Below are 26,867 nucleotides of genomic sequence, written 5' to 3'. Positions count from 1 at the left end.
AGGGGGAAGTTGGTTTGACAGCCAACTTCCCCCATTGTATAATCCCGGTTGAAAGTTGTAGAAACGTTTGCACTGGGGAAGGTGTGCCTCCTGAAGTGCTATGGGATAAAGGAGAGGTGTCTGGATTGTCGGTACAAAGAGAGATGGATGAACCGATTCGCTACGGCGATTCTGCGGTAACCGGCGGAGTTTCGGTCTTCGATGAACGTTTTGATGAGCTGTTCGGTTATGACGGAGAGGATTTGGGGCTGAGCTATGCCCCGGAGCAATCGTCTTTTCGATTGTGGGCCCCGACCTCGGAGCAGGCTGAGCTTGTTCTGTATGCATCCTGGCAGGGAGAACCCGAAAGGGTGATCTCCATGGACCGGGGGACCGGCGGTACGTGGACCGCAAGCGTAACGGGTGACCTGGAAGGCAAGTACTATACTTACCGTGTGATGATTGAAGGCCAGTGGAATGAAGCGGCGGACCCTTATGCCAGAGCTGTCGGCGTCAACGGCGACCGCGGCGCCATTCTGGATCTGCGGAAGACGGACCCGGAGGGATGGTCTGCCAGGATGCCGGCCTTTGGGGACCCGGTTGATGCCGTCATTTACGAGCTGCATGTGATGGATTATTCGATTCATCCTGAAAGCGGCATCCGGCACAAAGGTCTGTTCGCCGGACTTGCGGAGAACGGGACGCGGGGCCCGGGAGGGATTCTGACCGGACTCGATCATATCGCGGACCTGGGCGTTACTCATGTGCAGCTGCTGCCGGTGTATGATTACGCCACGGAAAGTGTGGATGAGACGAAGCTCGACCTCCCCCACTTCAATTGGGGATATGACCCGAAGAACTATAACGCTCCGGAGGGCTCCTATGCCACCGATCCTTATGAACCGGCGTCCCGAATCCGGGAGCTCAAGGAGCTGATCCAAAGTCTTCATGACCGTGGAGTGCGCGTTATTATGGATGTCGTTTACAATCATGTCTACGACGGCTACCGCGTCAATTTCACGAAGCTTGTACCCGGCTACTATTTGCGGTATAAGCCGGATGGCAGCCTCGCCAACGGCTCGGGCTGCGGCAATGACTGCGCCACCGAGCGGAAGATGATGTCCCGCTTCATTGCGGACTCCGTTCTGTACTGGGCGAAGGAGTACAAGTTCGACGGGTTCCGGTTCGACCTGATGGGGCTCATGGACGTGGATACGATCAATGAAATCCGGCGGCGGCTCTCGGCGGAGATCGATCCGTCCATCCTGATGATCGGCGAAGGCTGGGACCTAGACACGGAGCTTGCGCCGGAGCGCCAGGCGAGCCAGCATAACAGCGAAGCGATTCCGCTCATCGGCCAGTTTAACGACAGATTCCGCGATGTGGTGAAGGGCGACATCTTCCTGCATGACGTCAAAGGGTTTGTCAGCGGTGGACCCGTGCCCAAGCAAGAGGTGATGGCGGGCATCGCCGGGGGGATTCCCTATGCGCCGGGCATCCATCAGTTCGTGCAGGAGCCGCAGCAGAGCGTCAATTACGTGGAATGCCACGACAATCATACCCTCTGGGATAAGCTGGTGCTGTCGGCGGGGGAAGTTGAGGAGGCAGAGCTTCGCGCCATGCACCGGCTTGCGACGGCAATGATCCTGATGAGCCAGGGCATTCCGTTCCTGCATGCCGGCCAGGAATTTATGCGGACGAAGAACGGCGTGGAGAACAGCTATAAGAGTCCTGTCGAGATCAACCGGATCGACTGGGAGCGCTGTGCCGCGCTTCAGGATGAGGTCGCCTATGTCAAGAAGCTGATCGGGCTGCGCAAAGCTCATCCGGCGTTCCGCATGCGGAGCGCGGAAGAGATCCGCGCGAAGCTGGTCTTCGAGGCATCGCCAGCAGACGTCATCGCGTACACGCTTCGTGGTCATGCCGGAGGCGACCAGGCAGAGCATTTGCTGGTCATCTACAGCGCTGTGCCGGGCGAAGTGGCGCTTCCGATTCCGAAGCTCGGCTCGTGGCAGCCGCTGCTTGGCGCGGAGTCCATTTCCGCGCTGGAAGACGGCAAGATAACCGTCAGCGGCATCGGAATGACGGTGCTGGCCGTTCTCTGATTCCGGATTGGCAGCTGCGTTCCAGCTTCGTGGACATAGAGAGGCGGCCTGTCCGGCAGCCGGACTATTCCCGCTGCTAGACCATAAGCAAGCACTTCCGCCGCAGGCGGGAGTGCTTTTTTGACATGAAAATGGATGGCGGCGCGTTCGGAACTTTATTCGGGTACGCTTAAAAAAGTCCGGGTTTTTCCACTAAAAGGTACAGTATGCAGACATGAAGCAATAAAATATAATAGTTTAGATATTCATTTAAGGCATCTTTACCTAATTACATAAGAAAGGTTGTTGCCGTGCATGAGCTTGATTGAAGTAAGCGGTCTGAACAAGGTGTTCAGGCAGGCGGTTAAAGAGCCGGGACTGGCCGGCGCGGTGAAGCATCTGTTCACACAGCGATACGTTGACAAACATGCGGTGCAGGGAATCGATCTGACGATCTGGGAGGGAGAAACCGTAGCTTATGTCGGCCCCAACGGGGCGGGCAAGTCAACGACAATCAAGATGATGTGCGGCGTGCTTGTTCCGACCTCTGGCGAGATCAGGGTGGACGGATTAAATCCGTATAAGCAGCGGATGGCGAACGCACAGCGTATTGGAGCAGTATTCGGCCAGCGCACGCAGCTGTGGTGGGATATTCCGGTCCGGGAATCTCTGAATCTGCTAAAAGACATCTACCAGGTGCCCTCTGGCATCTTCAAACGAAATTTGGAAGCGTTCTCTGAACTGCTCGGAATGGATGAGTTTCTGCATTTGTCGGCACGCAAGCTGTCCCTTGGCCAGCGCATGCGCGCAGATCTCGCAGCCGCCCTGCTGCATGATCCCAAGATCGTCTATCTGGACGAACCGACGATTGGATTGGACGTATCGGTCAAAATGCGCATCCGGGCCTTCATCAAGCAAATGAACCGGGAGAAGGGCACGACGATGCTGCTGACGACTCATGATCTCGGCGATATCGAGGATCTGTGTGAACGGCTCGTGATTATAGATCACGGACGGATTATTTTTGACGGGAGACTGGCTGCGGTCAAGGACGCTTTTGCACGAGAACGGACGATCCATCTGGAGATGGGAGCGCCAATTGCGGAACCGGACAGGCTATTCACGGACTTGCCGGAGATCGGCATACAGCAGACCGGCGACTTGAACCTCGCAATCACCTTCGACCGGTTCCGGATCACGGCAAGCGAGATTGTGAAGCGGATTATCGGCGAGGGGGAAGTAATTGATTTTCATATCGACGAACCAGGCATCGAGCAGATTATCCGCAGGGTGTATGAGGGCAGCCTGGATTTGAAAGCGCATACGCCGGTGGCCGCGGCAAGGGAGGCATAGCTCTGACATGGCGCTGAAAAAGTATTGGTCGCTCGCCGTCTGCTCCATGCAGAATACGTTGTCCTACAGGCTGGCGTTTGTCCTCAGCTTCCTTGGAAACTTCGTGACGCTGGTTGCGATGTACTATTTGTGGCAGTCGATCTATGCCGGGCAGACAGAAATTGCCGGGTTTCAGTGGAACCAGATGAAGGCTTACCTGCTGGTCACCTTTTTCGTCAACTCCATGCTGTCGTACTACTCGGAATCGGGCATTACCGGCAAGGTTATCGATGGGACGGTCGCCATGGATCTCCTGAAGCCGCTCGACTTTCAAAAAGCCCGCCTGGCGGAGTCGCTGGGCTCCTGTGTGCTGGAAGGGCTGCTCAGTGCTGTGCTGACTGGCATTCTGGCGGTCACTGCGCTCGGCGTCCCACTTCCGCAAGGCGGAGTGACTGCTCTGCTGTTCACGGTGAGTCTGCTCTCTTCCATTCTCGTCAAATTCGGTATCGTCTACTGCGCCGCCCTTGTCTGCTTCTATACGACCAGCGGGATCGGCGTCATCTGGGCCCGGATGGCCGTGACGAACCTGCTGTCGGGGGCGCTGGTGCCGCTCGCCTTTTTTCCGGGCTGGCTCCGGTCCGTCGCTATGGTGCTGCCCTTTCAGGGCATCGTCAACACGCCGTCGACGATTTTTCTCGGCATGCATACTGCAAGCGAGGCTCTGGGTCTGATCGCGCTGCAGTGGTTCTGGATCGTGGCGCTTTGGCTGCTCGGCAAATGGATGTGGGGCTGGGCGGTTCGGCAAATCACCATACATGGAGGATAAAAGCTAGACATGGAGGATAAATGGCAGATATGAAGGATAGATGGCAGATGCGGGGGATAGAGATGGCGCGGCAAGCAACCGGATGGACCGTATCCGCGAAGGCTGCGACAAATTGCAAGGGCGTACAGTTGACGCCTGAGATTCGTTGCTTGGAGAGTGCGGGATTGATGGCATCTGAGACATATTGCAAGGAGGTGATACAAGGATGAACAAGACAGTGCCCGTACGAATGTCTCCAAGGCGTGTGCTGTTTCTGTATCGGCGGCTGTTCGTGCAGCAATTGAAGGCGATTCTGGAGTATTCCTCCGACTTCTACGTCATGATATTCTCGGCAGCCCTGACCCAGATCGTCGGCTTCCTGTTCCTGTGGGTGGTGTTCTCCCGGATTCCCGTCATTCAGGGCTGGACGATGTGGGAAGTGGCGTTCATGTACGCCGCGATTTATGTCTCCGAAGGCGTCGGATCGCTGTTCTTCGAGGGGACCTGGCGCATGCTGCGGCTGGTGAACATGGGAGAGCTGGACCGCTATCTCGTCCGGCCCATGCCGGTGGTGCTTCAAATCTTCTGCACGGGCATCGGAATGAACGGGATCGGAAACATCCTGATCGGCGGTTCGATCATCGCCATCTCGCTTGCGCATGTTGGGATTGACTGGAGCATCGGAACGGTTCTAACCGCACTGGTGATGCTTGTGCCAGCGATGACAATCCGTGTCGGCATCAACCTGGCGGCCAATTGCTCCGCGTTCTGGATCAAGGCGAGCGGCAATGCTTTTCCGATTATGGTGCATAACATGGGCGAATTCGCCAAATATCCGATTACGATCTTCTCCCTCGGGCTGCAGCTGTTCATTTCACTGGCGGTTCCATTCGCCTTCGTCAGCTTCTTCCCTGCCGCCGTTCTGTTCGGGAAGGAAGAGTGGGTCGGCTACGGCTGGCTGAGTCCACTTGTGGCGGTCTATGTTGTCTCCGTGGCGCTGCTTCTGCTGAGGACCGGACTGAAGCGGTATGAGAGCACAGGCAATTAGCCCTTCGGCGTCGGCAAGCTTAAACGTTGTCCAGCCTGACAAGACCCTGTTATCCGGCCGCAACCGCCCTAATGGACATGTTTTTAAAGATTCAAATTTGAAATTTGTGTGAGAATGCTAAAATGATGTTCTCAGTTTGGGGAAAAGGTGACATTGCTCACGTTCGGAACGTGAAAGCGGATGTTAATATGGATTCACTTCTTACTTACTTCTAATTTTAAATGTGGCGGACAACCATGAGCCGGGGCAGTAGACCGGCTGCAGCCTGCCGCTTCGCTGCTTTACTGCGTCATACAACAGACGCCCGGAGGGACTGAAGTCCTTGGTGTAAGCGGCATCTAGAAGGAATCGCGGCCGACGATGGCGGCCAATCTACCTAACACGGAGGATGACAGGGATGGGTAAAGCTACGGGATTTCTGGAATATGCGCGGGTAGCCCCCGGCGAATGCGACGCGCTTGAGCGTATCAAGAATTGGGATGAATTTTCGGTGCCGCTGAGCGAAGAGAAGCTGCGCGAGCAGAGCGCGCGCTGTATGGACTGCGGAACGCCGTTCTGCCATGTAGGGCGTATGCTGTCCGGTATGGCTGCGGGCTGTCCGATTCATAATTTGATTCCGGAATGGAATGATATGGTTTACAAGGGCAACTGGGAAGTGGCCCTGAAACGGCTGCACAAGACGAACAACTTTCCTGAATTCACCAGCCGAGTCTGCCCTGCGCCTTGCGAAGGCTCCTGCACCGTGGGCATGAACGGTCAGCCGGTTGCCATTCGCTCGATTGAGAAGGCGATTGTTGACAAGGGCTTTGAGATGGGCTGGATCAAGCCCGAGCCGCCGCTTGCCCGTACCGGCAAGAAGGTAGCTGTGGTCGGCTCCGGTCCGGCAGGTATGGCCTGCGCAGCGCAGCTCAACAAAGCGGGGCATTTCGTGACCGTGTATGAGCGGGCCGACCGGATCGGCGGGCTGCTGACATACGGCATCCCGAACATGAAGCTGGACAAGAAGAAAGTACAGCGGCGCGTCGATCTGCTTGCGGCAGAAGGCGTTGAGTTCATTACCGGAACCGAAGTTGGCAGAGACATTTCGGCAGATGAGCTGAAAGCCGGCTATGACGCAGTCGTTCTCTGCGGCGGATCGACCAAGGGACGCGATCTGCAGATTGAAGGCCGCGAGCTGTCCGGCGTCTATCAGGCGATGGAGTTCCTGACGCTGAACACGAAGAGCTTGCTTGACTCCGGTCTGAAGGACGGCGAGTATCTGTCCGCCGCCGGGAAGGATGTCGTCGTAATCGGCGGCGGCGACACTGGCACTGACTGTGTGGCCACTTCGCTGCGCCACGGCTGCAAGAGCGTGATCCAGCTGGAAATCATGCCTCAGGCTCCGCTTAACCGCCAGCCGAGCAACCCGTGGCCGGAATTCCCGAAGGTGCTGAAGGTTGACTACGGCCAGGTCGAGGCGAAGGCCGTGTACCATGAGGACCCGCGCCGGTATCTCGTATCGACGAAGGGCTTCGTCGGCGACGGGAACGGCCATGTGAAGGAGCTGCGCACGGTCCAGATCGAGTGGGCCCGCAATGAGGATGGCCGCATGATCCCGAGAGAGGTGCCGGGCAGCGAAGAAGTGATTCCGGCGCAGCTCGTGCTGTTGGCGCTGGGCTTCACCGGCCCGGAAGATACGGCAGCGGCACAGTTCGGCGTAGAACGCGATGAGCGCACGAACGTCAAGGCCGAATACGGCGTGCATACGACCAATGTCGAGGGCGTCTTCGCCGCCGGCGATATGCGCCGTGGTCAGAGCCTTGTAGTATGGGCAATCGGCGAAGGCCGTCAGGCCGCCCGCGAAGTTGACCGTTACTTGATGGGCTCGTCTAATCTGCCGTAAATCCCTATCATAGAGCCCGAACATGAGGCGCCCCAAGCGGGCGCCTTTTTGCCGGAAAATCTGCCCGGCAGCCGTCAACCCAGCAGGCCAGCTCTTTACCGTTCGCTGTCTTTGGCGGAGAGCGTGGAGACGACAGGCTCCCCGCAGAGCCTCCGGCCGCGCCTTCGATGGAACTCTCCGCCGCTGCCGGACGCCCTTGATGGAACTGCCCGCCCGGTCCAGCCGGAGGCCAGGAATAAGGCCGGGAAACGCCGCTGCCGGGGCACGTCCCCTTCGTCCGGTGGATTGGTGTATGATGGTATACGGATATTTATATGGGGCATCTACAGGATGCCGCCAGACGTTTATTTTTGACGAAAGGAATGATTTCGATGAAACTGATGTTCATCTCCGACATTCACGGATCGCTCCACTGGCTGAAGCTTGCGCTGGAGAAGGTTAATGAGGAAGCACCGGACGGGCTCGTATTCCTCGGTGATTTCATGTATCATGGCCCCCGCAATCCGCTTCCTGAAGGGTATGACCCTCAGGGTGTCGCGAAGGAGCTGAATGCCATCAAAGGACGGATTACAGCGGCTGTCCGGGGCAACTGCGACGCCGAGGTGGACCAGATGCTGCTGGCGTTCCCGATGATGGGTGACTACGCGCAGCTGTGGGCAGATGGAAGACGCATTTACGCCACCCACGGACACGGGTTCAGCATGGAGAACCTGCCGGAGCTGCAGCCGGGGGATATCTTTATCCAGGGCCATACCCATGTGCCGGTGGCGGACAAGAAGGATGGCATCTATGTGCTGAATCCGGGCTCGATCTCCCTGCCGAAGGAGAATTATCCGAATTCCTATGCGGTGCTGGAGGGCGGAAAATATACCGTTAAGAGCTTCTCGGGCGACACGATCAAGGAAATCGAGATCGTCTGATGCTCGGCTAGCATGCAAGGCGGTGTTAGGAAGTCAGGCAGCCAGACGGGTGATACGCAGAAAGAGCCGGCAGACGGCTTTCGGCGGGTCGCCCGTTTTTGAGTTGTTCGCAAGTGCAAGCTGCCCGCTTGTTCATGCGTTTCAATTTCCCGGTAACCGCATGGCGCGGCATGGGAGGCCATCAGGCCGGTTATCCCTGGTTTCGGTGCTGTTCCTTGGGCCTTGAGCTTACCCGGCCGGCCCGTGCCGGAGCTAAGCCGGGCCTGAGCCACATCTGAACCGGAGTTGAGCCGGAGCTGAACCGGGAGCTGACCCGGCCCTAAGTCCGTGTGATATTGCCCCGGAATTGAGTTTGAGTGCGGATTGATATTATTGTATGATGGGTGAGGAATGCGCAGGTGAGCGCGTTTCCTATCCTAATTGCAAGGCGGGCTAACTACATGAATCCTAACGATTTCTACTATAAAATGCCGCCCGAATGGGCGCCGCATGAGCGCACCTTCATTTCGTGGCCGGTACAAGATTCCATGTGCTATCCGGAGCAGCATGAATCCGTATGCCAGGGCTATGCCGAAATCATCCGGGCGATCGTCGAGTTCGAGCCGGTGACTGTCATTGTGAATCCGGGGGAGCAGGATCAAGTGATGCGCGTTGTGGGCCGACCGGGAGTTGCCTATGAGCCGATCAGTCACAGTGATGCCTGGATTCGCGACAACGGGCCGACCTTCCTGCTTAACCCGGACGGCCAGCTGGCCGGCGTGAACTGGAAGTTCAACGCCTGGGGCGGGAAGTATTCGCCGTGGGATCTGGACGATAAGGTTGCACCTCAGATCCTGGACTCGGTCAAGGCCACGCGCTTCGATGCGCCGCTGGTCATGGAAGGCGGCTCGTTCCATACGGACGGCGAAGGCACGCTGATTACGACCGAGGAATGCCTGCTGAATCCGAATCGCAATCCGGGACTCGGACGCGGCGATATCGAAGAGTATTTGCGCCAGTACACCGGCGTGGAGAAGATCATCTGGCTGAAGCAGGGCCTGAGCGGCGACGAGACGGACGGGCATGTCGACAATATCGCCTGCTTCGCGGCTCCCGGCAAGGTCATCCTGCAAGTATCGGACGACCCGCAGGATGAGAACTATGCCATCACGCAGGAGAATCTGCGGATTCTGGAGGAAGCGACAGATGCGCAGGGACGGAAGCTGGAGGTCGTCACCATCCAGCAGCCGCCGCGCGCTGATTATGAAGACAGCCGCCTGACGCTGAGCTATCTCAATTTCTATTTCGTCAACGGCGGCATCATCCTGCCGGTCTTCGGCGCACCGGAGACCGACGCGGCGGCGGAGCAGACGCTTACGCGCTTGTTCCCGGATCGCAAGATCAAGACGGTGAACGGACTCGCGGTTATCCGCGAGGGCGGCAATGTGCACTGCCTCACCCAGCAAATGCCGACATCAAGCGGCAATAGGGTGTAACGACGGCCGGAAGACGGCCGAATGATCATATGTACCCGATTCAGACAGCAAGGAGGCTGACCACTTGAGAAAAGTAACCGTAGCGGCGACGCAAATGAGCTGCTCCAGCAATATAGAAGAGAACATCGCGAAGGCTGACCGGCTCGTCCGGGAAGCGGCCGCGCAGGGTGCCCAGATCATCCTGCTGCAGGAGCTGTTCGAGACCCCGTACTTCTGCCAGAAGGAGAAGTCGGATTACTATGTATATGCGACGGAGCTGGAGCAGAACAAGGCTGTGAACCACTTCAAGGAAGTGGCGAAAGAGCTGAAGGTGGTTCTGCCGATCAGCTTCTACGAGAAGAAGAACTATGCCCGCTACAACTCCCTCGCCGTCATCGACGCGGACGGAACCGTGCTGGGCAAGTACCGCAAGAGCCATATCCCGGACGGCCCGGGCTATGAGGAGAAATTCTACTTCAACCCCGGCGATACCGGGTTCAAGGTATGGAACACGCGCTACGCCAAGATCGGCGTCGGCGTCTGCTGGGATCAGTGGTATCCCGAAGCGGCGCGCGTCATGGCGCTGATGGGCGCGGAGCTGTTGTTCTACCCGACGGCCATCGGCTCGGAGCCGCAGGACAGCGGCATTGATTCCAAGGACCATTGGCAGATGTGCATGCTCGGCCATGCCGCGTCCAACCTGATTCCCGTCGTGGCGTCCAACCGGATCGGCCGCGAAGAGGATGAGGATTCGAGCATCAGCTTCTATGGCTCCTCGTTCATTGCCGGACCGCAAGGCAACAAGGTGGCTGAAGCCGGACGTGAAGAGGAAGCCGTGCTCGTGGCCGACTTCGATCTGGATGCGCTGGAGACCGGCCGGATCGAATGGGGCATTTTCCGCGACCGGCGGCCGGAGCTGTACCGGCTGATCGCCTCTTATGACGGTGACCTCACCTTCTGATTAGCGCATACTTTAAGATAAATTCAAAGGCACTTTCGGGTCATTTGCCCGTGAGTGCCTTTTTTGCATGCGCCTCGATTTCCTGGTAAAAGGTAGGGCGGCCAAAGGACGTTGTCAGCAATTTCCCAGTGGCGGAGGCCCGGATCAGAATGTTACAAACTTCCGATAATATGTTATGTAACATGACATAATGGAGAAATGATAATTGTCATCTATGCTTTATTCTGTTAAAATCTCTGTATGTTAATAGATAAACTATTGGGGGGATTGAGAGATGAAGGGTACGAATAAATGGATCATGTCAGCTTTGATCGCAATTTTGGTGCTGGCATTGGCAGGCTGCGGATCGGATAACTCGAGTTCAGGCTCCGGCGGGGACGGTGAAGTGATTAAATTCGCGAGCGACGCTACGTACGCACCGATGGAGTATATGGACAAGGATACGATTAAGGGCTTTGACATCGACTTTATTGCCGCGGTTGCGGAAGAGGCCGGTATTAAATATGAAGTCACCAACACGGGCTGGGACACGATGCTGGAGAGCGTGAAGCAGGGTACGGAATACAAAGCCGGCCTGTCCTCCGTATCGATTACCGACGAACGCAAGCAGACCTACGATTTCTCGGTTCCCTATTTTGAATCAACGAACATGATTATGGTGAAGGAAGGCAGCGACATCAAGAGTGCGCTGGACCTGAAGGATAAGAAGGTCGCTGTGCAGACAGCTACCACCGCTGACGATCTCATGAGCGGCATTATGGGCGTTGGTAATACGAAACTGAAGCGATTCGACAGTAACGCGGTAGCCATGATGGAGCTGGATAATGGCGGAGCCGATGCGGTAGTAGCCGACATCGCGATTGTGCGGGAATATATCAAGAACAATCCAAAGATGAAGCTGGTGGGCATCCTGGACAAGGAGAACTTCGGCTCCGAGTATTATGGCATCCTGTACCCGAAGGGCAGCGACCTGAAGGCGAAGCTGGACCCGGCGATCAAGAAGATCATCGAGAACGGCAAGTACGAGGAAATCTACAAGAAATGGTTCGGCGAAGCTCCGGATCTGACCAACCTGAAGAACGCAGAGTAATCAGGAGCAATGACAAGCATGCGTAATGAATACTATTGCGCGTGCTTGTTTTTTTAGAAGAGAAGATTTATAGAGTACGAGATTATTAGATGAAGAGATACAAGAGAAGGGGAAGAACAAGATGGATTTCAGATTTAGCATCATCGGCGACTACCTGCCCTTATTTTTGCGAGGCACTCTGTATACGATTGGCTTCTCGATCGCGTCCATCATCATCGGCTCCATTCTGGGCCTCGGGATCGGCTTTGGTCGGATGCTGAAGAATCCGGTAGCCCGGTGGCCTTTTATCGCCTACATCAACTTCCTGCGCGGCACACCGCTGTATGTGCAGATTCTGATGGTGCATTTCGGCGTCGTTCCGTTCTTCTACGGCAGCACCAATGCCTTGATCTCGGGCGTCGTCGCACTATCCCTGAACTCGGCCGCCTACTCGGCGGAGATCTTCCGCGCGGGCATTCAGTCGATCGATCCCGGCCAGCGCGAGGCCGCACTGTCACTGGGGATGACGGGGCGGCAGACGATGCGGTTCGTCATTTTGCCTCAGGCTATCAAACGGATGGTTCCGGCTTTTGGCAACGAATTCATCGTCCTGGTCAAGGATTCCTCTCTGCTCGCGCTGATCGCGGCGCCGGAGATTATGTACTGGGGCAACACGATGAAGGGCCAGTATATGCGGATCTGGGAGCCGTATCTGACAGCGGCGGTCTTTTACTTCGTGCTGACTTATCTGCTTAACAAGCTGCTGGCTTATATCGAACGGAGGATGTAGAAAGTTATGGAACCGATTATTTCCGTCAAAAATCTTCATAAGGCGTACGGAAGCCATGTGGTGCTGAGCGATATCAGCGTCGATATCAAGACGAGCGAGGTTGTTGTCGTGATCGGGCCTTCGGGCTCGGGCAAATCCACCTTCCTGCGCTGTCTGAATCTGCTGGAGCAGCCGCAGGGAGGCGATATCCTCATTGAAGGCATCAATCTGATGGACAAGAAGACCAAAATCAACGAGGTCCGGACCGAGGTGGGGATGGTTTTTCAGCAGTTCAACCTGTTCCCGCACAAGAAGGTCATCGAGAATATTATGATGGCTCCCGTTCAGGTGCGGAAATGGACTGAGGAACGCGCCCGGCAAAAGGCTATGGAGCTGCTGCACAAGGTAGGTCTTGCCGACAAGGCGGAAGCTTATCCATCTTCGCTCTCCGGCGGGCAGTCCCAACGGGTGGCGATCGCCCGGGCGCTGGCGATGGAGCCGAAGATCATGCTCTTTGACGAACCGACCTCTGCGCTCGATCCTGAAATGGTCGGCGAGGTGCTTGCGGTCATGAAGGACCTGGCAGGCGAAGGAATGACGATGGTGGTCGTCACCCATGAAATGGGCTTCGCACGGGAGGTCGGCGACCGCGTTCTGTTCATGGAGCAGGGCGTAGTCGTCGAGCAGGGAACGCCTGCGGAGCTGTTCGGCAATCCGCAGCATATGCGGACGCAGGAATTCTTGTCAAAGGTGCTGTAAAACAGGAGCGAATCCCAGATATGCAGGTGGAAGGCGGCGGGCCGGGGAACCGCCGCCTTTCGGCGTCACAGCGGCGGGCTATATCTTTTTCTGTCAGAAATTGAAACATATGCGGGTTGTCCGCGTATGACCTTGTATACGTTTTTCACGCCGGCTATCCGGCGATACCCAAAGATGCTTTGAATGGAGGGCTAACGCTTGGCGGGAATCAATCTTGTAAAAGGTCAAAAAATCGATCTGACCAAGGGCAATGCCGGTCTGTCGAATGTTGTTGTAGGATTAGGGTGGGACCCTGCCGAAACCAAGGGGCTGTTCGGTTTCAAGAAGCAGGCGAACATCGACTGCGACGCTTCGGCCCTGCTGCTGAGTGCAGACGGGAAGTTAACCAAGAAATCCAACCTGGTCTGCTTCCATAACAAGCAGAGCGCCTGCAATTCCGTTGTTCATTCAGGCGACAACCTGACGGGCGAAGGGGACGGGGATGACGAGCAAATCCGGGTTAACCTCAGCGCGGTTCCGGCGGATGTCAGCAGCATTCTGGTTGTTGTGAATATTTATGATGCGGTCAACCGCAAGCAGGATTTCGGCATGGTCCGGTCAGCCTATATCCGGGTAGCGAACGCTTCAGGCGGTGCGGAGCTGGTCAAATACAATCTGACGGACAACTATTCAGGCTTCACGGCCCTGATCTGCGGGGAATTGTACCGCAACGGGTCGGAGTGGAAATTCGCCGCCATCGGCGAAGGAAGCCATGCGGCCCATATCAATCAGCTGGCCGAGCGATACGTGTAAGTCCAATCCCATATTTCCAGAGAAGAGAGGTATGTACAAATGGCAATCAACTTATCCAAAGGACAGAAGATCGATTTAACCAAAACGAATCCGGGTCTTTCCAAAATTACGGTTGGCCTCGGCTGGGACACGAACAAGTACGATGGAGGCAAGGACTTCGACCTTGATGTATCCGTATTTCTGGCCGATGCCAATGGCAAAGTGAACAAAGAAAGCAACTTTATTTTCTTCAACAACAAGCAGAATGAGAACGGCTCTGTGGTGCATACAGGCGACAACCGCACCGGCGAAGGCGAAGGCGACGATGAGCAGATTCAGATCGATCTGGCCAGCGTGCCTGCCGATGTCGAGAAGATTGCTTTTACCATCACCATCTATGAAGCGGAGCACCGCAACCAGAACTTCGGACAGGTCTCCCGCTCTTATGTGCGGATTGTAAACGATGTTAACAACGAAGAGTTGATCCGCTTCGATCTGGGCGAGGATTTCTCCATCGAAACGGGCGTTGTGGTGGGCGAGCTGTACCGGAATGCCGGTGAGTGGAAGTTCAGCGCCATCGGCAGCGGCTATAAGGACGGACTTGCCGGACTGACCCGGGATTACGGTCTGCAGTAAACGGTCAGCCGGATTGTTGAGATGCGGGTTGCCTTGACAATAGCGACATCAGGCATTGCCGGGTGCGAACCGCGAACGGTAGAAGCTGAGTTTCAGCTGATATAAAACTCATTGAAAGGGTGTTAGTTATGACGATCAGTCTCTCCAAGGGACAGCGAATCGACTTGACGAAGACCAACCCCGGTCTAACCCAGGTTGTGGTCGGTCTCGGCTGGGATACGAACAAATACAGCGGCGGGCATGATTTTGACCTCGATGCTTCCGCCTTCCTGCTCTACGAAGACGGCAAGGCCAAGAGCGCGGATGATTTCGTCTTCTACAACAACCAGACCGGCGGAGGAGGCTCCGTAGTGCATACGGGCGACAACCGTACAGGCGAAGGCGACGGGGACGACGAGCAGATCGTTGTCGATTTCAGCAAGGTACCGGCCCATATCCACCGTATCGGCATTACGGTCACGATCTACGATTACGAGTCCCGGGTGCAAAATTTCGGACAGGTCTCCAACGCCTTCGTTCGCGTCGTCGACGCCGTGACAAGCCGGGAGATTCTCCGGTACGATCTGGGCGAGGACTTCTCCACGGAGACGGCAGTTGTATTCTGCGAGTTTTACCGTAATGGCGCGGATTGGAAGTTCCAGGCTATCGGAAGCGGGTTCAGCGGCGGACTTGCCGCGCTGTGCAAAAACTACGGGCTGGACGCAAACTAAGCGGCCGGGCGGGATCGGAAGCGATCCCGCCCTTTTCAAACGGATATTGCTGTAGGTTTTAACCAGGCCCGGCATTTCCTGATGGATTGCGGGCTGTGCAAAGGTGGGGTTTATTCCATGGGCATTCAAGTGGTGAAAGGACAGAAAGTCGATGTCACAAAGGGAAATCCGGCACTCCGGAATCTGCGTGTGGAGCTCGGTTGGCAGCATGCCGCAGGGCAGGAAATTGACGCCTCCGCCTTCCTGCTGGGAAGCAGTGGAAAGGTGTCGAGCGATGAAGACCTGATCTTCTATAACAACCGAACTACGCCCTTTATCCGGTATGCCGATGAGGCGGGCTCGGTTCGTACCTTTGAGGTGAAGCTGGACCGGGTCCCCGGCGAAGTGTCCAGGATCGCGTTCACGCTTACCCTGTATGACAGAGATGGCCGGCGGCCGCAGTTCGGAGAGGTGCGGGGCATTTATCTCCGCATTCTGGAACTTGGGACAGGCGCCGAGGCGGTCCGCTGTGATCTTGAACATACCTTCTCCTCGGAAACGGCCATAGTGGCGGGAGAGTTATATAGATTGGGCGAGGAATGGAAGTTCGGCGCCATCGCTTCAGGCTTCAACGGCGGGCTGAAGGAGCTGTGCCGTCATTTCGGCGTCAACGCCGAAGATAGCCCGGCGCCGCCGGCTTCGGACGTACGGTCTGCGCCACCGATCCCGGAAATGCGGTCTGCGCCACCGGCTCGGGATTTACGGCCCGCACCGCCGGTTGCAGAGCCGCGTCCTGCGCCTCCAGCCGGGCAGGCAGAGCGGCGGGAACCGATGAAGTTCCCGCCTCCTCCAGGAGCACGGCGATCTCCCGGAGAGCCCGCAGGAGAGGAAGCATTGCGGCCGGCGGCGGAGAGTCCCCGGCAGCAGGAGCGCCCTGATGGCGCAGCCGGAGGCCCGCCCACATCAGGCCTCAATCTGCAAAAGATCGAGCTCAAGAAGAAGGGCGATCGGATTAACCTGAACAAGTCTGCCGGACTGGGAGAGATTCTGGTAAACTTGAACTGGAATATGCGCCGAAGCGGCGGCTTGTTGGGCCGGTCGAAGGGCGTGGACCTCGATCTGGCCTGTCTGTATGAGCTGAGCGACGGACGCAAGGGCGTCGTTCAGGCGCTCGGCCGCTCCTTCGGTTCCCTGCAGGGGGCGCCCTATGTGGCGCTTGACGGCGATGACCGGACCGGGGCGGTTGCGGGAGGCGAGAATCTGCGCATCAACGGCGCGAGAATTGCCGAAATCAGGCGGATATTGGTGTTCGCCTTCATTTACGAGGGCGCGACCAATTGGTCGGAAGCGGACGGGGTTGTCACCCTTCGTCAGAACGGCGGCCCGGACATCGTGGTCAGTCTGGACGAGCATGACAATCGCAAGGGAATGTGCGCCATCGCGCTCATTTCCAATGTCAACAATGAGACGTTCAGCATTGAAAGGCTTGTGCAGTATTACCGCGGACACCGTGAAATGGACGAAGCGCACCGCTGGGGGATGCGTTGGGTCTCAGGCAAAAAATAAAGATAAAGAAACCGGAGGCAGGCTAACATGGATTGGTTTTCTGATTTTTTTAGGAGCATAAGCGAGAATTACGGCCATTTCTTCTCCTGGCATGATGTGGTCGCAACGCTTTCGGACCCGGTAAGCTGGGGCATCATCGCCAGCCTGGTCCTGCTCGAAGGTCTGCTGTCGGCGGACAACGCGCTGGTGCTGGCCGTTATGGTTAAGCATCTGCCCAAGGAGCAGCAGCGTAAAGCGCTGTTCTACGGCATTTTGGGCGCCTATCTGTTCCGGTTTTTGGCAATCGGACTCGGTACGTATCTTATTAATTTCACCTTGGTCAAAGTGCTCGGCGCACTGTACCTCTTTTACATCGCTTATAAGGGGATCTTCAAGGGCGGCGGTGACGAAGCGGTAGAGAACAAAGGGTCTTCCTTCTGGAAAACGGTCCTGCTCGTCGAGCTGATGGACATCGCCTTCAGTATCGACAGTGTAATCGCAGCCTTCGGCGTGAGCAGCGAGGTCTGGGTGCTGTTCATGGGCGGCATACTGGGCGTACTCATGATGCGGGGCGTCGCTCAGGTCTTCCTGAAGCTGATCGAGAAATTCCCCGAGCTGGAGCAGACAGCCTTCCTGCTGATCGCCATTATCGCAGGCAAAATGCTGGCCGGCGCCTTCGGCTACGAAATGTCGCATGTCATCTTCTTCGCCATCATCATCTCGGTATTTGTCGGCACCATCTTGTACAGCGTGGGCCGCCGCAAAAGAGAAGAGAAGAAAGAAGTTCACCGCTAAACGGCACAAGCAGTGGTTCCTGCCGCCAGATTCCGAAATATGCACTCAATTATGTATGTACAACGGCAGCCGTCCCCGTAAGGACGGCGAAGCCGGTTTTAAGGCAATTTTCCAAACCGGGAGGGCTGTGAGATGAGGTATTTTGATTACTTGACGCCGGATTTGGAGGATTCACTGTTCTATTCCCGGCCTATGCATTTCAATCGCAGCACCGGTAAGGATCTGCTGGCACATGCTGTCGGCGCCGCCCTCTATATGCCCGCTACCCGGCCCCAGGCCGCCGAGGATATCTGGGAATTGAAGAAGAACGAAGGCCTGATCACTGCCATTCTTGATCTGGAGGACGCGGTCGGCGACCTTGAAGCGGAGGAGGCGGAAGAGCAGGCTATTCTTCATCTGACTCGTCTAGCCGAGCTTGTCGAGAGGGAGGAAGACCCCGCGGCCGATCTCCCGCTGCTGTTCATTCGGGTGCGCAATCCCCGGCAGCTTCGCAGGCTGATTCAGCGGCTGGATTCGCTGATTCTGCTGCTGACCGGCTTCGTCTTCCCGAAATTCACGGCCGAGGATGGCGGCGAATACCTGGAAGCCATCGCTGAATATAACCGTTCCCGCGTGACGGGAACTCTTCCGCTGTACGGCATGCCGATTCTCGAGAGCAGGGCGATTCTGTACCGGGAGAGCCGGCTGGACAGTCTGCTGTCGGTCCGGGAGCTGCTGTCGGCTTACCGGGAGCAGGTGCTGAACGTGCGAATCGGCGCAACCGATTTCTCCGGGGCCTTTGGCCTCAGACGCAGCGCCGGGATCAGCATCTACGAGCTGGCGCCGATCCGGGACTGCATCTCCGATATCATCAATCTGTTCGGACGGGCGGAGGACGGCTATGTCATTTCCGGACCTGTCTGGGAGTATTTCGCTTCCAGAGGAGGCCCTGGCCTCCGATTTCGGCCGGATGAACAACCTCTTGGAGGACTGCCGCCTCAAGGGCTGGCGGGAGCGCTTCGGCCGAACCGCCTGAATACGCTGAACGGGCTGATCCGGGAGACACTGCTCGACAAGGAGAACGGGATCGTCGGCAAGACGGTCATCCATCCCTCCCATCTGAAGCCGGTGCAAGCGCTGTATGCGGTCACACATGAAGAATACATCGACGCGCAGGGAATTATGGAGAGCACGGACGGATCGCTCGGCGTGTTCAAGAGCACGTATCTCAATAAAATGAATGAAATCAAGCCGCATCTGAACTGGGCCAAACGCATTTTAATACGATCTCAAATCTACGGGGTGTTGCATGAAGAACAGCATTTTTCCGGATTACTGCCCGAATACGCCTATGCACACGTTTAAGATTGTCGATCATCTGTCGGTGCAGGTCACCGAAACCGCCAATCCTTTCTCGCTTCCTGTATCCGCTCTCTTCTCCATGGCTGCCCGTATCAACAAAAAACGCAGCTTTCTGTTCGTCAGCAAGGTGCTTGGCAAGCATATTCCCGTTGACCCTTATACACCGCTGCTGACGGGAGCCGCGCTCGGACTGCTGCTGTACCGCCGGCAGTGGGACCGCTTGAAGGAGCTTGAAGAGGCCCGCATGCAGGGAAGCCTGTATGCGGCGGAGGCTGCCGCTGCCTCGGCTTGCGGGCAAGAGCAAGCGGGCGGGGGAGCCGGAGATGCCGGGTATACCGGGGATACAGTTGCCGGACTACCGGGAGCGGCAGCCGGCCACAGCCGCCCCGGCGCCACACTTGGCGAGGCGCAGGAGCGGCTGGCGGAAGCGGACCGGCTGCTGGAGACGGCGGTCCGGGGGTTGTCGCAGCCGCAGCTCGCGCGGGAGGCTTACACTGAGCTGGCCGGCGCGAAGCTCGTTCTGCCGGAGCCCGTGCTGTTCATCGGCTACGCGGAGACCGCGACTGCGCTTGGTCACAGCATGTTCCGACTGTTCCATGACGGCGCGTCCTACATACACACGACGCGCGAGGATATTCCGGAGCTCGTCTCGGCCATCTCCTTCGAGGAAGAGCATTCCCACGCGGTCGACCATCTGTGCTACGCTCTGGACCCGGAGCTATTGTCCGGCGGCGAGCCGGTAGTTCTGGTCGACGACGAAATCACGACCGGCAACACGGTCGTCAATACGATCCGGGACATGCAGTCCAAATTTCCAAGAAGCGACTATGTGGTGGCTTCGATTTTGGACTGGCGCACCGGGGCGAACCGGGAAGCTTACGCTGCCCTTGAGCAGGAGCTGGGAATTCGCATAACTTCCCTGTGCCTGCTGGAGGGAAGCATCGAAGTGAGCGGAGCGCCTCTGCTGGAGGCGTCGGTAGCACCGTCCGCCACATCATCCGCAGCACCCGCCGCAGCGGGCGAAAGTACTGATAGAGTGCCGGCTCCGGTTAACCTGTCCGTGCTGCAGGACGGTATGGACCGACTTCCCGTCTCTTCGCGTGATTCACTCGGCGAGGTCAATGCCGCGCCCTATATCCGCGGCTCGGGGCGGTTCGGCATCCGGTCCAGCGACAATGAGGAGCTGGACCTGGCGGCCGTCGCCGTCGCCAGTCGGCTTCAGGCGCTAAGGGAAGGAGCCCGCGCCCTGGTTCTGGGCACGGGGGAATTCATGTATTTGCCGATGCGGATCGCGGCCGCCATGGGCGAAGGGGTGTCGTACCAGTCGACGACGCGAAGCCCGATTTATCCGGTGGACAAGCCCGGGTACGGGGTAGCCAGCGCGGCGGCGTATCCATCGGCGGGCGATCCCGGGATCGCCAATTATTTGTACAACATCGCGCCGGATCAGTACGATGATATCTTCGTGCTGCTGGAACGGGAGGTGCCGCTCCCCCGCATCCAGCCCATGCTGGATGTGCTGGACAAGCTGGCCGGGCGCAGGGTTCATGTCATTATGCTGGACGGCGGCCCGGGGAAGGAGGATGTGTGATGAAGGGAACGGAGAGACTGGAATGGATGGAGAGAACCATCGCACCGCCGGTCCCGCTGGGAAGCTATCGCCCGGGGGATGTTACCTTTCTGCTGAAGGATCTCAGCGGAGCCGATTTGGAGCGCGGCACGTCGGAGCGTGAGAGCGCCATCCAATCAGGCGTGCATTACTCGGAAATGCTGCCGGTGGAATACCGGCCGACAGAGCCGTACATCCGCCTGTTTCATGCGACGCTGGATGAATCGGCGGCTCGTGTAGCGGAAGCTGCCGCTGCTGTTGCCGAGCTGATCTGGGCGCGAAAGGGCCCGGAGACGGTCCTGGTATCGCTGGCGAGAGCCGGCACGCCGATCGGCGTGCTGATCAAGCGTTATCTCCTTCAGGCCTATGGGGCCGATCTGCCCCATTACAGCATTTCGATTATCCGGGGCAAGGGAATCGACGAGAACGCGCTGCTCTATATGCTGCAGCGGCACGGATTAGAATCCCGGCTTCAATTCATAGACGGCTGGACCGGCAAAGGGGCGATCCGGCAAGTGCTGATTGAAGCTTGCCGGAGCTTTGAGGCCCGGTATGGCATCTCGCTGGATGACGATCTCGCGGTTCTGGCCGATCCCGGGCATTGCTCGGCTACGTTCGGAACGCGCGAGGATTATCTGATTCCGAGCGCCTGTCTGAATTCGACCGTCTCGGGCCTGATGAGCCGGACCGTGCTGCGGGATGATCTGATCGGACCCGGAGAGTTCCATGGAGCCAAATTCTACGCGGAGTGGTTGGAGGAGGATGTGTCGAATCTGTTCGTCGATAAGGTAGCCTCCTATTTCGACTCCGTCGCCGAGGCAGGGCGAAACAAGGCCGCCGCTATATTGGCATCGCCGCCGGAGGTGACCTGGCAGGGGCTGGCGGATATCGAGGCCATCCGGGAACGGTACGGCATCGCCGACATCAACCTCGTCAAGCCCGGTGTGGGCGAGACGACGCGCGTGCTGCTGCGCCGCGTGCCCTGGAAGATCCTCGTCGACCGGCCGGATAATCCGCATCTCCGCCATATCAGGCTGCTGGCGGAGGACCGGGGCGTCCCGATCGAAGTCTTCCCGGGACTGACCTATTCCTGCTGCGGCCTGATCAAGCCGCTGAAAGGAGATGCGCCATGATCTATGCCAGCGATCTTGACCGCACGCTGATCTACTCCCCGGCGGCGCTTGGCGTGCCGGAGAACACGCCGGGACTTCTCCCGGCGGAATCGGACGGCGGACGGATCTTGTCCTATATATCCGCAGCCGCGCTGGAGGCGCTGGCCGGTCTGCCGCCGGAGGTGGTCTTCGTCCCGGTGACGACGCGCACCGTGGCCCAGTACCGGCGCATCGAACTGTTCCGGGATCTTGTAGTCCCGGAATACGCCGTGACGAGCAACGGCGGCACCATCCTGGTGAACGGCGCCGTCGACGAGGAATGGCGGGTCGGCATGGAGGCGAAGGTGCAGGCCGGGTCCGCCTCTGCAGCGGAGGCCAGAACGATCGTCCTGGAAGCGCTGCGGCAGGAATGGATCGCCAGCGAGCGCTGGTGCGACGAATTCTTCTTCACTTTTGTAGTGCACCGCGACCTCATTCCGGCGGAGACGGCGCTGACGCTGTCGGACAGGCTGCGGGGCCTCGGCTGGCGGGTGTCGCTGCAGGGCCGCAAGCTGTATGCCGTTCCGGCCGCCGTCAGCAAGAGCGAGGCGGTGCTGCATATCAGCCGCCGGCTGGGCAGGCGCGTGATGGCGGCCTCCGGCGATTCGCTGCTGGACCGGAGTCTGCTCGACATCGCCGACTGCGCCATTGTGCCGCCGCATGGCGAAATCTACGCCCAAGCCGCGCAGTTGGCTAATGCGGACGGCGCGAGTGGCGCAGGAGGGACGGTAGACGCGGGCAGCACAAGAGACGCAGACAGCGCAAAAGGCATAGACAGCGCAAGAGGCATAGGTAGCGCAAGAGGTACAGGCAGCGCAAAAGACGCTGTCAGCACCCCGGGCGCTGGGGGCACAGGCGGTGCCCACCCCGGCGGCTACCGGTTTACAAGCCGGTCCGGCGTGTTCGCCGCCGATGAAATTCTGTCGCTGGTCCGGGAGTTCCATGAACGCCAGCCGGCCGCCGAGAGGGGAGCGGATGCTTCATGAAGCCCGTCCGCGTCTATTTTAACCGCTGGTTCTCGGTCGCCTATCACTATATGAATCTGATTCGCGAGAATCCGGACGGCGTGCCGTTCACGATTTATGCAACCCATCCCGATATTAATCATATGTCGCTTCAGGGGGCCGATGTTGCCGAGACGGAGCCTGAACTTACGGGACTGGCCTACATGGAATTCTGCCTGGAATTCTGCCGCAGGCACGCCATTGACGTGTTCATCCCCCGGCTGCACATGCTTGAGATTTCGCGGCATATCGCGCGGTTTGATGAGATCGGAACCAAGGTGCTGGTCTGCCGGGATGCGGAGCTGCTGGAGAGTGTCATGCTCAAGGCCAGCTTCTACGAGCGCGTGCGGGCGACCGGCATTATGCCGGTTCCCGAGTACCGGATTGTCCGCAGCGCGGAAGCATTCGGCGAAGCCTGCCGGGAGCTCGGGGACATGGGCTATCGCGTCTGCTTCAAGCCCAATGATTCCGAGGGCGGCCTCGGGTTTCGGATCATCGACAACCAGCGGGATCACCTGTCGGAGCTGTTTGGCTACGTGAAGCCCTGCATCTCCATGGAGGAGGTGCAGACGATTCTGGCGAAGGCGCCCTCCTTCCCCGATCTGATGGTGATGGAGCTTCTGGAAGGGGACGAATACAGCATTGACTGCCTGTCTGACGGAGAGGGGCGTCTGCTTGCAGCGGTTCCGCGCCGGAAGGCGGGCGGACGCCTGCGTCTGCTGGAACGGCATACCGGCTTTCTGGAGCTGGCGGCCCGGGTGGCGGAAACCTTCCGCTTTCCCTACAACTTTAATATCCAAATGAAGTATAACCAAGAGACGGCGAAACTGCTGGAGATCAATCCCAGAATGTCAGGCGGGCTGCATCTTTCCTGTCTGTCCGGCATCAATTTCCCCTATTTGGCGGTAAAAAGCGCGCTCGGCGGCGAAGTCCCGGCGATGGAGCTGAAAGCCGATATCCTGGCGACCCATATCGAGCAGCCGGTGATTGTCCAGCGGCAGGAGCACCGGCTGCCGGAGCGATTCAATTGACAGGAGCGCGCGGAAAATGTTACTTTTCTTCCAAAGAAGACAGGCTATAGATCCCCGGGGAAAGATGGCCTAAGAGGTGACTACGATGAAATCTCAAGCAAAAGTATTGGTATATGCAGGCGTTGGCTACGCCGCGGCCGTGCTGACGAGCTCCATTCTGCCGGAAATGCTGTCCCTGCTGCTTCCCATTGGCGGGGCGGCGTTCGGGCTGATGGGCGGCGGACGCCGGCAGAGCAATCTGCCGGAAGAAGTGCTGCCGGCCGGCCAGGAGACTGCCTCGCTGCCGTCCCGGCCAGGAGCCGGCGGCGCCGGGGGCAGAGGCGGCCTTCCGGGCGCCGGCGGGCGTCCCGGTGCCCCGGATGGCGCAGGCGCAGCAGGCCCCCGCGGGCAGGCGGACGCATCCCAGGCGAGCGCCTCCGGCTCCCATGCGGCGCATCCCGCAGGGGAGCCCGGAAGCGGAGCAGCGGGCCGCGGCGGCGGAGGAATCAGCACCGAATTCCTTCCCGTGGTCGAGTACCTCGGCATTCTGGAGGATATGATCATCTCCGAGGGCCAAAAGGACACGCTCGACAATGAAATCGTCGAGAAGTCGCTTGCCCTGTTCGCCCGCCTGCAGCGCGTCATTCCGCAGCTTCAGGAGCTGAACAGCGGCGAGATCAACCACACGATCCGCCGCCTCGTGCTGAAGGACCTGAATGGCGTGATTAACCCGTTCCTTAGACTCGGCGGCGAAGCCAAGACCCGGAACCGCCGGACGCTGCTGAATGGTCTTCGGGACATTGATTCCAAAATCACCGAGATTGCTTCATCAATCGAGCACAAGGATCTGATGGAGCTGCAGAACAAAGCGGAGCTGATTCACCAGCGCTACAACAGCGCCGAATTATAGGAGGGAAGAGCATGTCCACACCGCTGATTCCACTGAAGAAGGAAGACGAGGACAAGGTAGTTCAGGAAGCCTCGCAGTTGATTGAGAGGGTCGCGAAGACCGACACCGTCCAGTTGGACACGCTGATGGACGATATCGGCAAGCTGGGCGTCAAGACGCAGGAGAAGGCGGGACAGACGCTGAAGCTGCTGGACCGTCCGGTTAACGAGCTGATGAGCGGGAAGCGGACTGAAGTGTCGAACATGATCTTGAAGCTGCGGAACGAGTGCGAGGATCTGCAGCAGAGCAAGAATGTGAGCTTCTTCGGCAAAATGCTCCGCAAAAGCCCGCTCAAGAATTACGTCTACAAGTATCAGTCCGTCCGTACGAATATCGATGCCATCATCACCGGCCTCCGGGATGGCAGGGACACGCTGGAGGAGAGCATTGTCAACATGCGCCAGCTCAAGCGCACCTCCATGGATGAGATCTATAATCTCCAGACCAAAATCGCGTTCGGCAACCGGCTGAAGGATCTGTTCGATGCCGAAATCGCCAAGCCGGAGAACGAGTACCGCAAGACCTATCTGGAGAGAGGCCTGCGCAAGGTCGTAACGCGCATCCAGTCGATGACCGAAATGATCATGCTGTACAATCAGGCGATCGCCGCCACGGACATCATCAACGACAACAACGACAAGCTGATCGACTCCGTGAACAATGCGATCGACAAGACTTCGAATCTCATTACCGTCTCGGCCATGATTGCCATGTCGCTGGCAGACCAGGAGAATGTCATCTCCGCCGTCGAGGCGACCAACAAGACGATCGAGGACCAGTTCAAGGAGAACGCGCGGCTGCTGCGCACGACAACCGAGAAGACGACTGAGCTTCTGGCCAAGCCTTCCATGTCCATGGAAGCCGTCAATCAGGCGATCGGCGATCTGATGTCCGCCCTCGATACGTCTGAGCAGTCCAACCGCCGCATTATCGAGAGCTGTCAGGATTACACGACTAAAATGACCGCGATCAATACACAGCTCGGCAACCGTCTCGGACAGGGCGAGCAGAACCGCCCCCAGGCGCTGAACCAGGAAGCGGACAACGGGCTCGGCAGCTTTTTGAACTGACCGGCTCTAACTTCTGCGTCTAAATTGGGCACCCATCATAATCCTCCTCTCCCGTTCATACACTGCGACAAGGCGCGCGGCGATGCGGGGAGGAGGATTTTGCATTATGATCCTGGGCGGTCTGATCCTGGTGCTGATTGTGGTGGCCAGCAGCGAGAAGGCGGACGGGATTGCTTCACTGAACGACGAAGAGTGAGCGAACCGGCCGGGTAACGAACCTCCGTAGGATGATGATTCAAGCGATTTCTTACGGGTTATTGGGAATAATAAGTTAAAAATCCCATCCTTCGGAGGAACTATGGAACAAGAAGCGCTGCTTAAAGTCGAGCAACTTGCTCTAAAGAAGCAAAAGATCTACCGAAACAGTATTTTTCGCTATATCGCCCGCGCCATGCTGGCCAGTATGTTTATCGGATTCGGCGTTATCGTCGCGTTCAAGACGGGCAACTTCTTCTTCATGGAGCAGTCTCCGCTCACTTATCCAATGGCCGCCGTTACCTTCGGCGCCGCCATCATCCTGATCTCCTACGGGGGAGGGGATTTATTCACCGGCGACACGTTCTACTACACCTATACGGCCCTGCGCCGAAAAATGCGGTGGACCGATGTCGGGCGAATGTGGGTGCTGAGCTATGTCGGCAATATTCTTGGTGCGGGGGCCTTCGCACTGCTCATTTATCTGACAGGCTTGTTCGATGCTTCGAATGTGAACGGCTTCCTGCTGAGCGTTGTGGAACATAAAATGGAAGCCCCCGCTTTTGAGCTCTTCTGGCGGGCTATCCTTTGTAACTGGCTCGTCTGTCTGGCCTTCTTCGTCCCCATGTCCATGAAGACCGATGGGGCTAAAATGTTCGCCATGGTGCTGTTCGTCTTCTGCTTCTTCATTTCCGGCTACGAGCACAGCATCGCCAACATGTGTACCTTCGCCATCGCGCTTGTGCTGAATCATCCGGGCACGATCTCCTGGGGAGGCGTGTTTCATAATCTGATACCGGTTACCTTCGGCAACCTCATCGGCGGCGGCGTGCTGATGGGCGTCATGTATTATTATGTGAACAAGCCGTTCCTGGATACGGAGGATCATGCCTAAGCGGCGGACCATTCAGCCCCCTGGGACAAGCGATTTAATGATTGGATTTCTTGTGAAAAAGACCCTTGCTCGCCGCTTTGAGAAGCGGCAGGCGAGGGTCTTTTGCATTGTTGCGGCTGTGCAGGGACGAAGGGGAGGGGGCCGT

At 57.8% G+C, this 26,867-nt stretch carries 25 protein-coding genes; 24 read left to right on the top strand and 1 reads right to left on the bottom strand.

The window, feature by feature from the left end; all coding sequences use genetic code 11:
* Window positions 1-125: 125 nt before the first annotated feature.
* From pulA to KIH86_RS21685, 5 genes are all read left to right on the top strand, one after another.
* Window positions 126-2,084 (top strand): type I pullulanase, encoded by a 1,959-nt coding sequence (gene pulA, locus KIH86_RS21705; RefSeq protein WP_223084458.1) that lies wholly within the window; start codon window positions 126-128, stop codon window positions 2,082-2,084.
* A gap of 294 nt (window positions 2,085-2,378) precedes the next feature.
* Window positions 2,379-3,416: an ABC transporter ATP-binding protein gene (locus KIH86_RS21700; RefSeq protein WP_223084457.1), complete on the top strand. Its 1,038-nt coding sequence runs from the start codon at window positions 2,379-2,381 to the stop codon at window positions 3,414-3,416.
* A 7-nt stretch (window positions 3,417-3,423) separates the two neighbouring features.
* Window positions 3,424-4,221, top strand: a complete 798-nt coding sequence (locus KIH86_RS21695; RefSeq protein WP_223084456.1) for an ABC transporter permease — start codon at window positions 3,424-3,426, stop codon at window positions 4,219-4,221.
* 205 nt (window positions 4,222-4,426) lie between these two features.
* A complete protein-coding gene (locus tag KIH86_RS21690; protein ID WP_235775535.1) occupies window positions 4,427-5,248 on the top strand; it encodes an ABC transporter permease in 822 nt (273 codons plus the stop codon).
* Between the two features lie 397 nt (window positions 5,249-5,645).
* A complete protein-coding gene (locus KIH86_RS21685; protein WP_223084455.1) occupies window positions 5,646-7,130 on the top strand; it encodes a glutamate synthase subunit beta in 1,485 nt (494 codons plus the stop codon).
* Window positions 7,131-7,225: 95 nt separating this feature from the next.
* On the opposite strand, the gene KIH86_RS21680 is transcribed toward KIH86_RS21685, so the two are convergent.
* On the bottom strand, window positions 7,226-7,453 hold the full coding sequence (locus KIH86_RS21680; RefSeq protein WP_223084454.1) for a hypothetical protein: 228 nt from the start codon (window positions 7,451-7,453) through the stop codon (window positions 7,226-7,228).
* Between the two features lie 48 nt (window positions 7,454-7,501).
* On the opposite strand from KIH86_RS21680, the gene yfcE reads away from it, so the two are divergent.
* The 19 genes from yfcE to KIH86_RS21580 all read left to right on the top strand — a co-directional run bounded on the left by yfcE (window position 7,502) and on the right by KIH86_RS21580 (window position 26,722).
* The gene (yfcE, locus tag KIH86_RS21675) at window positions 7,502-8,050 is read left to right on the top strand and encodes a phosphodiesterase (protein WP_223084453.1); all 549 of its coding nucleotides are present in this window, start codon (window positions 7,502-7,504) and stop codon (window positions 8,048-8,050) included.
* Window positions 8,051-8,490: 440 nt separating this feature from the next.
* Complete coding sequence (locus KIH86_RS21670; RefSeq protein WP_223084452.1) at window positions 8,491-9,525, top strand: agmatine deiminase family protein; 1,035 nt, start codon at window positions 8,491-8,493, stop codon at window positions 9,523-9,525.
* 64 nt (window positions 9,526-9,589) lie between these two features.
* Window positions 9,590-10,465 carry an N-carbamoylputrescine amidase gene (gene aguB / locus KIH86_RS21665; protein WP_223084451.1) on the top strand — a complete coding sequence of 292 codons (876 nt, stop codon included), beginning with the start codon at window positions 9,590-9,592 and terminating at the stop codon, window positions 10,463-10,465.
* A 274-nt stretch (window positions 10,466-10,739) separates the two neighbouring features.
* Window positions 10,740-11,555 carry a basic amino acid ABC transporter substrate-binding protein gene (locus KIH86_RS21660; RefSeq protein ID WP_235775534.1) on the top strand — a complete coding sequence of 272 codons (816 nt, stop codon included), beginning with the start codon at window positions 10,740-10,742 and terminating at the stop codon, window positions 11,553-11,555.
* 121 nt (window positions 11,556-11,676) lie between these two features.
* Entirely contained in the window at window positions 11,677-12,324 is a 648-nt protein-coding gene (locus KIH86_RS21655) for an amino acid ABC transporter permease (RefSeq protein ID WP_223084450.1), read from the top strand.
* 15 nt (window positions 12,325-12,339) lie between these two features.
* Window positions 12,340-13,062 carry an amino acid ABC transporter ATP-binding protein gene (locus KIH86_RS21650; protein WP_223084568.1) on the top strand — a complete coding sequence of 241 codons (723 nt, stop codon included), beginning with the start codon at window positions 12,340-12,342 and terminating at the stop codon, window positions 13,060-13,062.
* A 198-nt stretch (window positions 13,063-13,260) separates the two neighbouring features.
* Window positions 13,261-13,854: a TerD family protein gene (locus KIH86_RS21645; RefSeq protein ID WP_223084449.1), complete on the top strand. Its 594-nt coding sequence runs from the start codon at window positions 13,261-13,263 to the stop codon at window positions 13,852-13,854.
* 39 nt (window positions 13,855-13,893) lie between these two features.
* On the top strand, window positions 13,894-14,469 hold the full coding sequence (locus KIH86_RS21640) for a TerD family protein (protein WP_223084448.1): 576 nt from the start codon (window positions 13,894-13,896) through the stop codon (window positions 14,467-14,469).
* A gap of 128 nt (window positions 14,470-14,597) precedes the next feature.
* On the top strand, window positions 14,598-15,179 hold the full coding sequence (locus KIH86_RS21635; protein ID WP_223084447.1) for a TerD family protein: 582 nt from the start codon (window positions 14,598-14,600) through the stop codon (window positions 15,177-15,179).
* Between the two features lie 117 nt (window positions 15,180-15,296).
* Window positions 15,297-16,724 (top strand): TerD family protein, encoded by a 1,428-nt coding sequence (locus KIH86_RS21630; RefSeq protein WP_223084446.1) that lies wholly within the window; start codon window positions 15,297-15,299, stop codon window positions 16,722-16,724.
* 27 nt (window positions 16,725-16,751) lie between these two features.
* Window positions 16,752-17,498: a TerC family protein gene (locus KIH86_RS21625; RefSeq protein WP_223084445.1), complete on the top strand. Its 747-nt coding sequence runs from the start codon at window positions 16,752-16,754 to the stop codon at window positions 17,496-17,498.
* Window positions 17,499-17,630: 132 nt separating this feature from the next.
* Window positions 17,631-18,842: an HpcH/HpaI aldolase/citrate lyase family protein gene (locus KIH86_RS21620; RefSeq protein WP_235775533.1), complete on the top strand. Its 1,212-nt coding sequence runs from the start codon at window positions 17,631-17,633 to the stop codon at window positions 18,840-18,842.
* Window positions 18,787-20,430 (top strand): phosphoribosyltransferase family protein, encoded by a 1,644-nt coding sequence (locus KIH86_RS21610; protein ID WP_407672331.1) that lies wholly within the window; start codon window positions 18,787-18,789, stop codon window positions 20,428-20,430. Before KIH86_RS21620 ends, KIH86_RS21610 begins: the two co-directional genes overlap by 56 nt.
* Window positions 20,430-21,581 (top strand): cysteine protease StiP family protein, encoded by a 1,152-nt coding sequence (locus tag KIH86_RS21605; RefSeq protein WP_223084444.1) that lies wholly within the window; start codon window positions 20,430-20,432, stop codon window positions 21,579-21,581. Before KIH86_RS21610 ends, KIH86_RS21605 begins: the two co-directional genes overlap by 1 nt.
* Window positions 21,578-22,585 carry an HAD family hydrolase gene (locus KIH86_RS21600; RefSeq protein WP_223084443.1) on the top strand — a complete coding sequence of 336 codons (1,008 nt, stop codon included), beginning with the start codon at window positions 21,578-21,580 and terminating at the stop codon, window positions 22,583-22,585. Before KIH86_RS21605 ends, KIH86_RS21600 begins: the two co-directional genes overlap by 4 nt.
* The gene (locus KIH86_RS21595) at window positions 22,582-23,634 is read left to right on the top strand and encodes an ATP-grasp domain-containing protein (protein WP_223084442.1); all 1,053 of its coding nucleotides are present in this window, start codon (window positions 22,582-22,584) and stop codon (window positions 23,632-23,634) included. The genes KIH86_RS21600 and KIH86_RS21595 overlap by 4 nt, the downstream gene beginning before the upstream one ends.
* 85 nt (window positions 23,635-23,719) lie before the next feature.
* Window positions 23,720-24,523, top strand: a complete 804-nt coding sequence (locus KIH86_RS21590; protein WP_223084441.1) for a hypothetical protein — start codon at window positions 23,720-23,722, stop codon at window positions 24,521-24,523.
* Window positions 24,524-24,534: 11 nt separating this feature from the next.
* Window positions 24,535-25,632 (top strand): toxic anion resistance protein, encoded by a 1,098-nt coding sequence (locus KIH86_RS21585; protein WP_223084440.1) that lies wholly within the window; start codon window positions 24,535-24,537, stop codon window positions 25,630-25,632.
* Window positions 25,633-25,930: 298 nt separating this feature from the next.
* Window positions 25,931-26,722, top strand: coding sequence for a formate/nitrite transporter family protein (locus KIH86_RS21580; RefSeq protein ID WP_223084439.1), 792 nt, complete (start codon window positions 25,931-25,933; stop codon window positions 26,720-26,722).
* The last annotated feature ends 145 nt before the right edge of the window (window positions 26,723-26,867 follow it).

Origin of the sequence: Paenibacillus sinensis (genome assembly GCF_019904155.1) — a bacterium.
Classification (GTDB): Bacteria; Bacillota; Bacilli; order Paenibacillales; family Paenibacillaceae; genus Paenibacillus_AQ; species Paenibacillus_AQ sinensis.
The sequence above is the reverse complement of the archived record's forward strand: the minus strand, read 5'-3'. Positions and strand labels throughout refer to the sequence as shown.

Excerpts from the sequence above, each read along its gene's own strand:
- KIH86_RS21700 (WP_223084457.1), top strand. The coding sequence starts at position 2,379 with ATGAGCTTGATTGAAGTAAGCGGTCTGAACAAGGTGTTCAGGCAGGCG.
- KIH86_RS21695 (WP_223084456.1), top strand. The coding sequence starts at position 3,424 with ATGGCGCTGAAAAAGTATTGGTCGCTCGCCGTCTGCTCCATGCAGAAT.
- KIH86_RS21690 (WP_235775535.1), top strand. The coding sequence starts at position 4,427 with ATGAACAAGACAGTGCCCGTACGAATGTCTCCAAGGCGTGTGCTGTTT.
- KIH86_RS21685 (WP_223084455.1), top strand. The coding sequence starts at position 5,646 with ATGGGTAAAGCTACGGGATTTCTGGAATATGCGCGGGTAGCCCCCGGC.
- KIH86_RS21680 (WP_223084454.1), bottom strand. The coding sequence starts at position 7,453 with ATGCCCCATATAAATATCCGTATACCATCATACACCAATCCACCGGAC.
- yfcE (WP_223084453.1), top strand. The coding sequence starts at position 7,502 with ATGAAACTGATGTTCATCTCCGACATTCACGGATCGCTCCACTGGCTG.
- KIH86_RS21670 (WP_223084452.1), top strand. The coding sequence starts at position 8,491 with ATGAATCCTAACGATTTCTACTATAAAATGCCGCCCGAATGGGCGCCG.
- KIH86_RS21660 (WP_235775534.1), top strand. The coding sequence starts at position 10,740 with ATGAAGGGTACGAATAAATGGATCATGTCAGCTTTGATCGCAATTTTG.
- KIH86_RS21655 (WP_223084450.1), top strand. The coding sequence starts at position 11,677 with ATGGATTTCAGATTTAGCATCATCGGCGACTACCTGCCCTTATTTTTG.
- KIH86_RS21640 (WP_223084448.1), top strand. The coding sequence starts at position 13,894 with ATGGCAATCAACTTATCCAAAGGACAGAAGATCGATTTAACCAAAACG.
- KIH86_RS21635 (WP_223084447.1), top strand. The coding sequence starts at position 14,598 with ATGACGATCAGTCTCTCCAAGGGACAGCGAATCGACTTGACGAAGACC.
- KIH86_RS21630 (WP_223084446.1), top strand. The coding sequence starts at position 15,297 with ATGGGCATTCAAGTGGTGAAAGGACAGAAAGTCGATGTCACAAAGGGA.
- KIH86_RS21625 (WP_223084445.1), top strand. The coding sequence starts at position 16,752 with ATGGATTGGTTTTCTGATTTTTTTAGGAGCATAAGCGAGAATTACGGC.
- KIH86_RS21620 (WP_235775533.1), top strand. The coding sequence starts at position 17,631 with ATGAGGTATTTTGATTACTTGACGCCGGATTTGGAGGATTCACTGTTC.
- KIH86_RS21610 (WP_407672331.1), top strand. The coding sequence starts at position 18,787 with ATGAAGAACAGCATTTTTCCGGATTACTGCCCGAATACGCCTATGCAC.
- KIH86_RS21605 (WP_223084444.1), top strand. The coding sequence starts at position 20,430 with ATGAAGGGAACGGAGAGACTGGAATGGATGGAGAGAACCATCGCACCG.
- KIH86_RS21600 (WP_223084443.1), top strand. The coding sequence starts at position 21,578 with ATGATCTATGCCAGCGATCTTGACCGCACGCTGATCTACTCCCCGGCG.
- KIH86_RS21595 (WP_223084442.1), top strand. The coding sequence starts at position 22,582 with ATGAAGCCCGTCCGCGTCTATTTTAACCGCTGGTTCTCGGTCGCCTAT.
- KIH86_RS21590 (WP_223084441.1), top strand. The coding sequence starts at position 23,720 with ATGAAATCTCAAGCAAAAGTATTGGTATATGCAGGCGTTGGCTACGCC.
- KIH86_RS21585 (WP_223084440.1), top strand. The coding sequence starts at position 24,535 with ATGTCCACACCGCTGATTCCACTGAAGAAGGAAGACGAGGACAAGGTA.
- KIH86_RS21580 (WP_223084439.1), top strand. The coding sequence starts at position 25,931 with ATGGAACAAGAAGCGCTGCTTAAAGTCGAGCAACTTGCTCTAAAGAAG.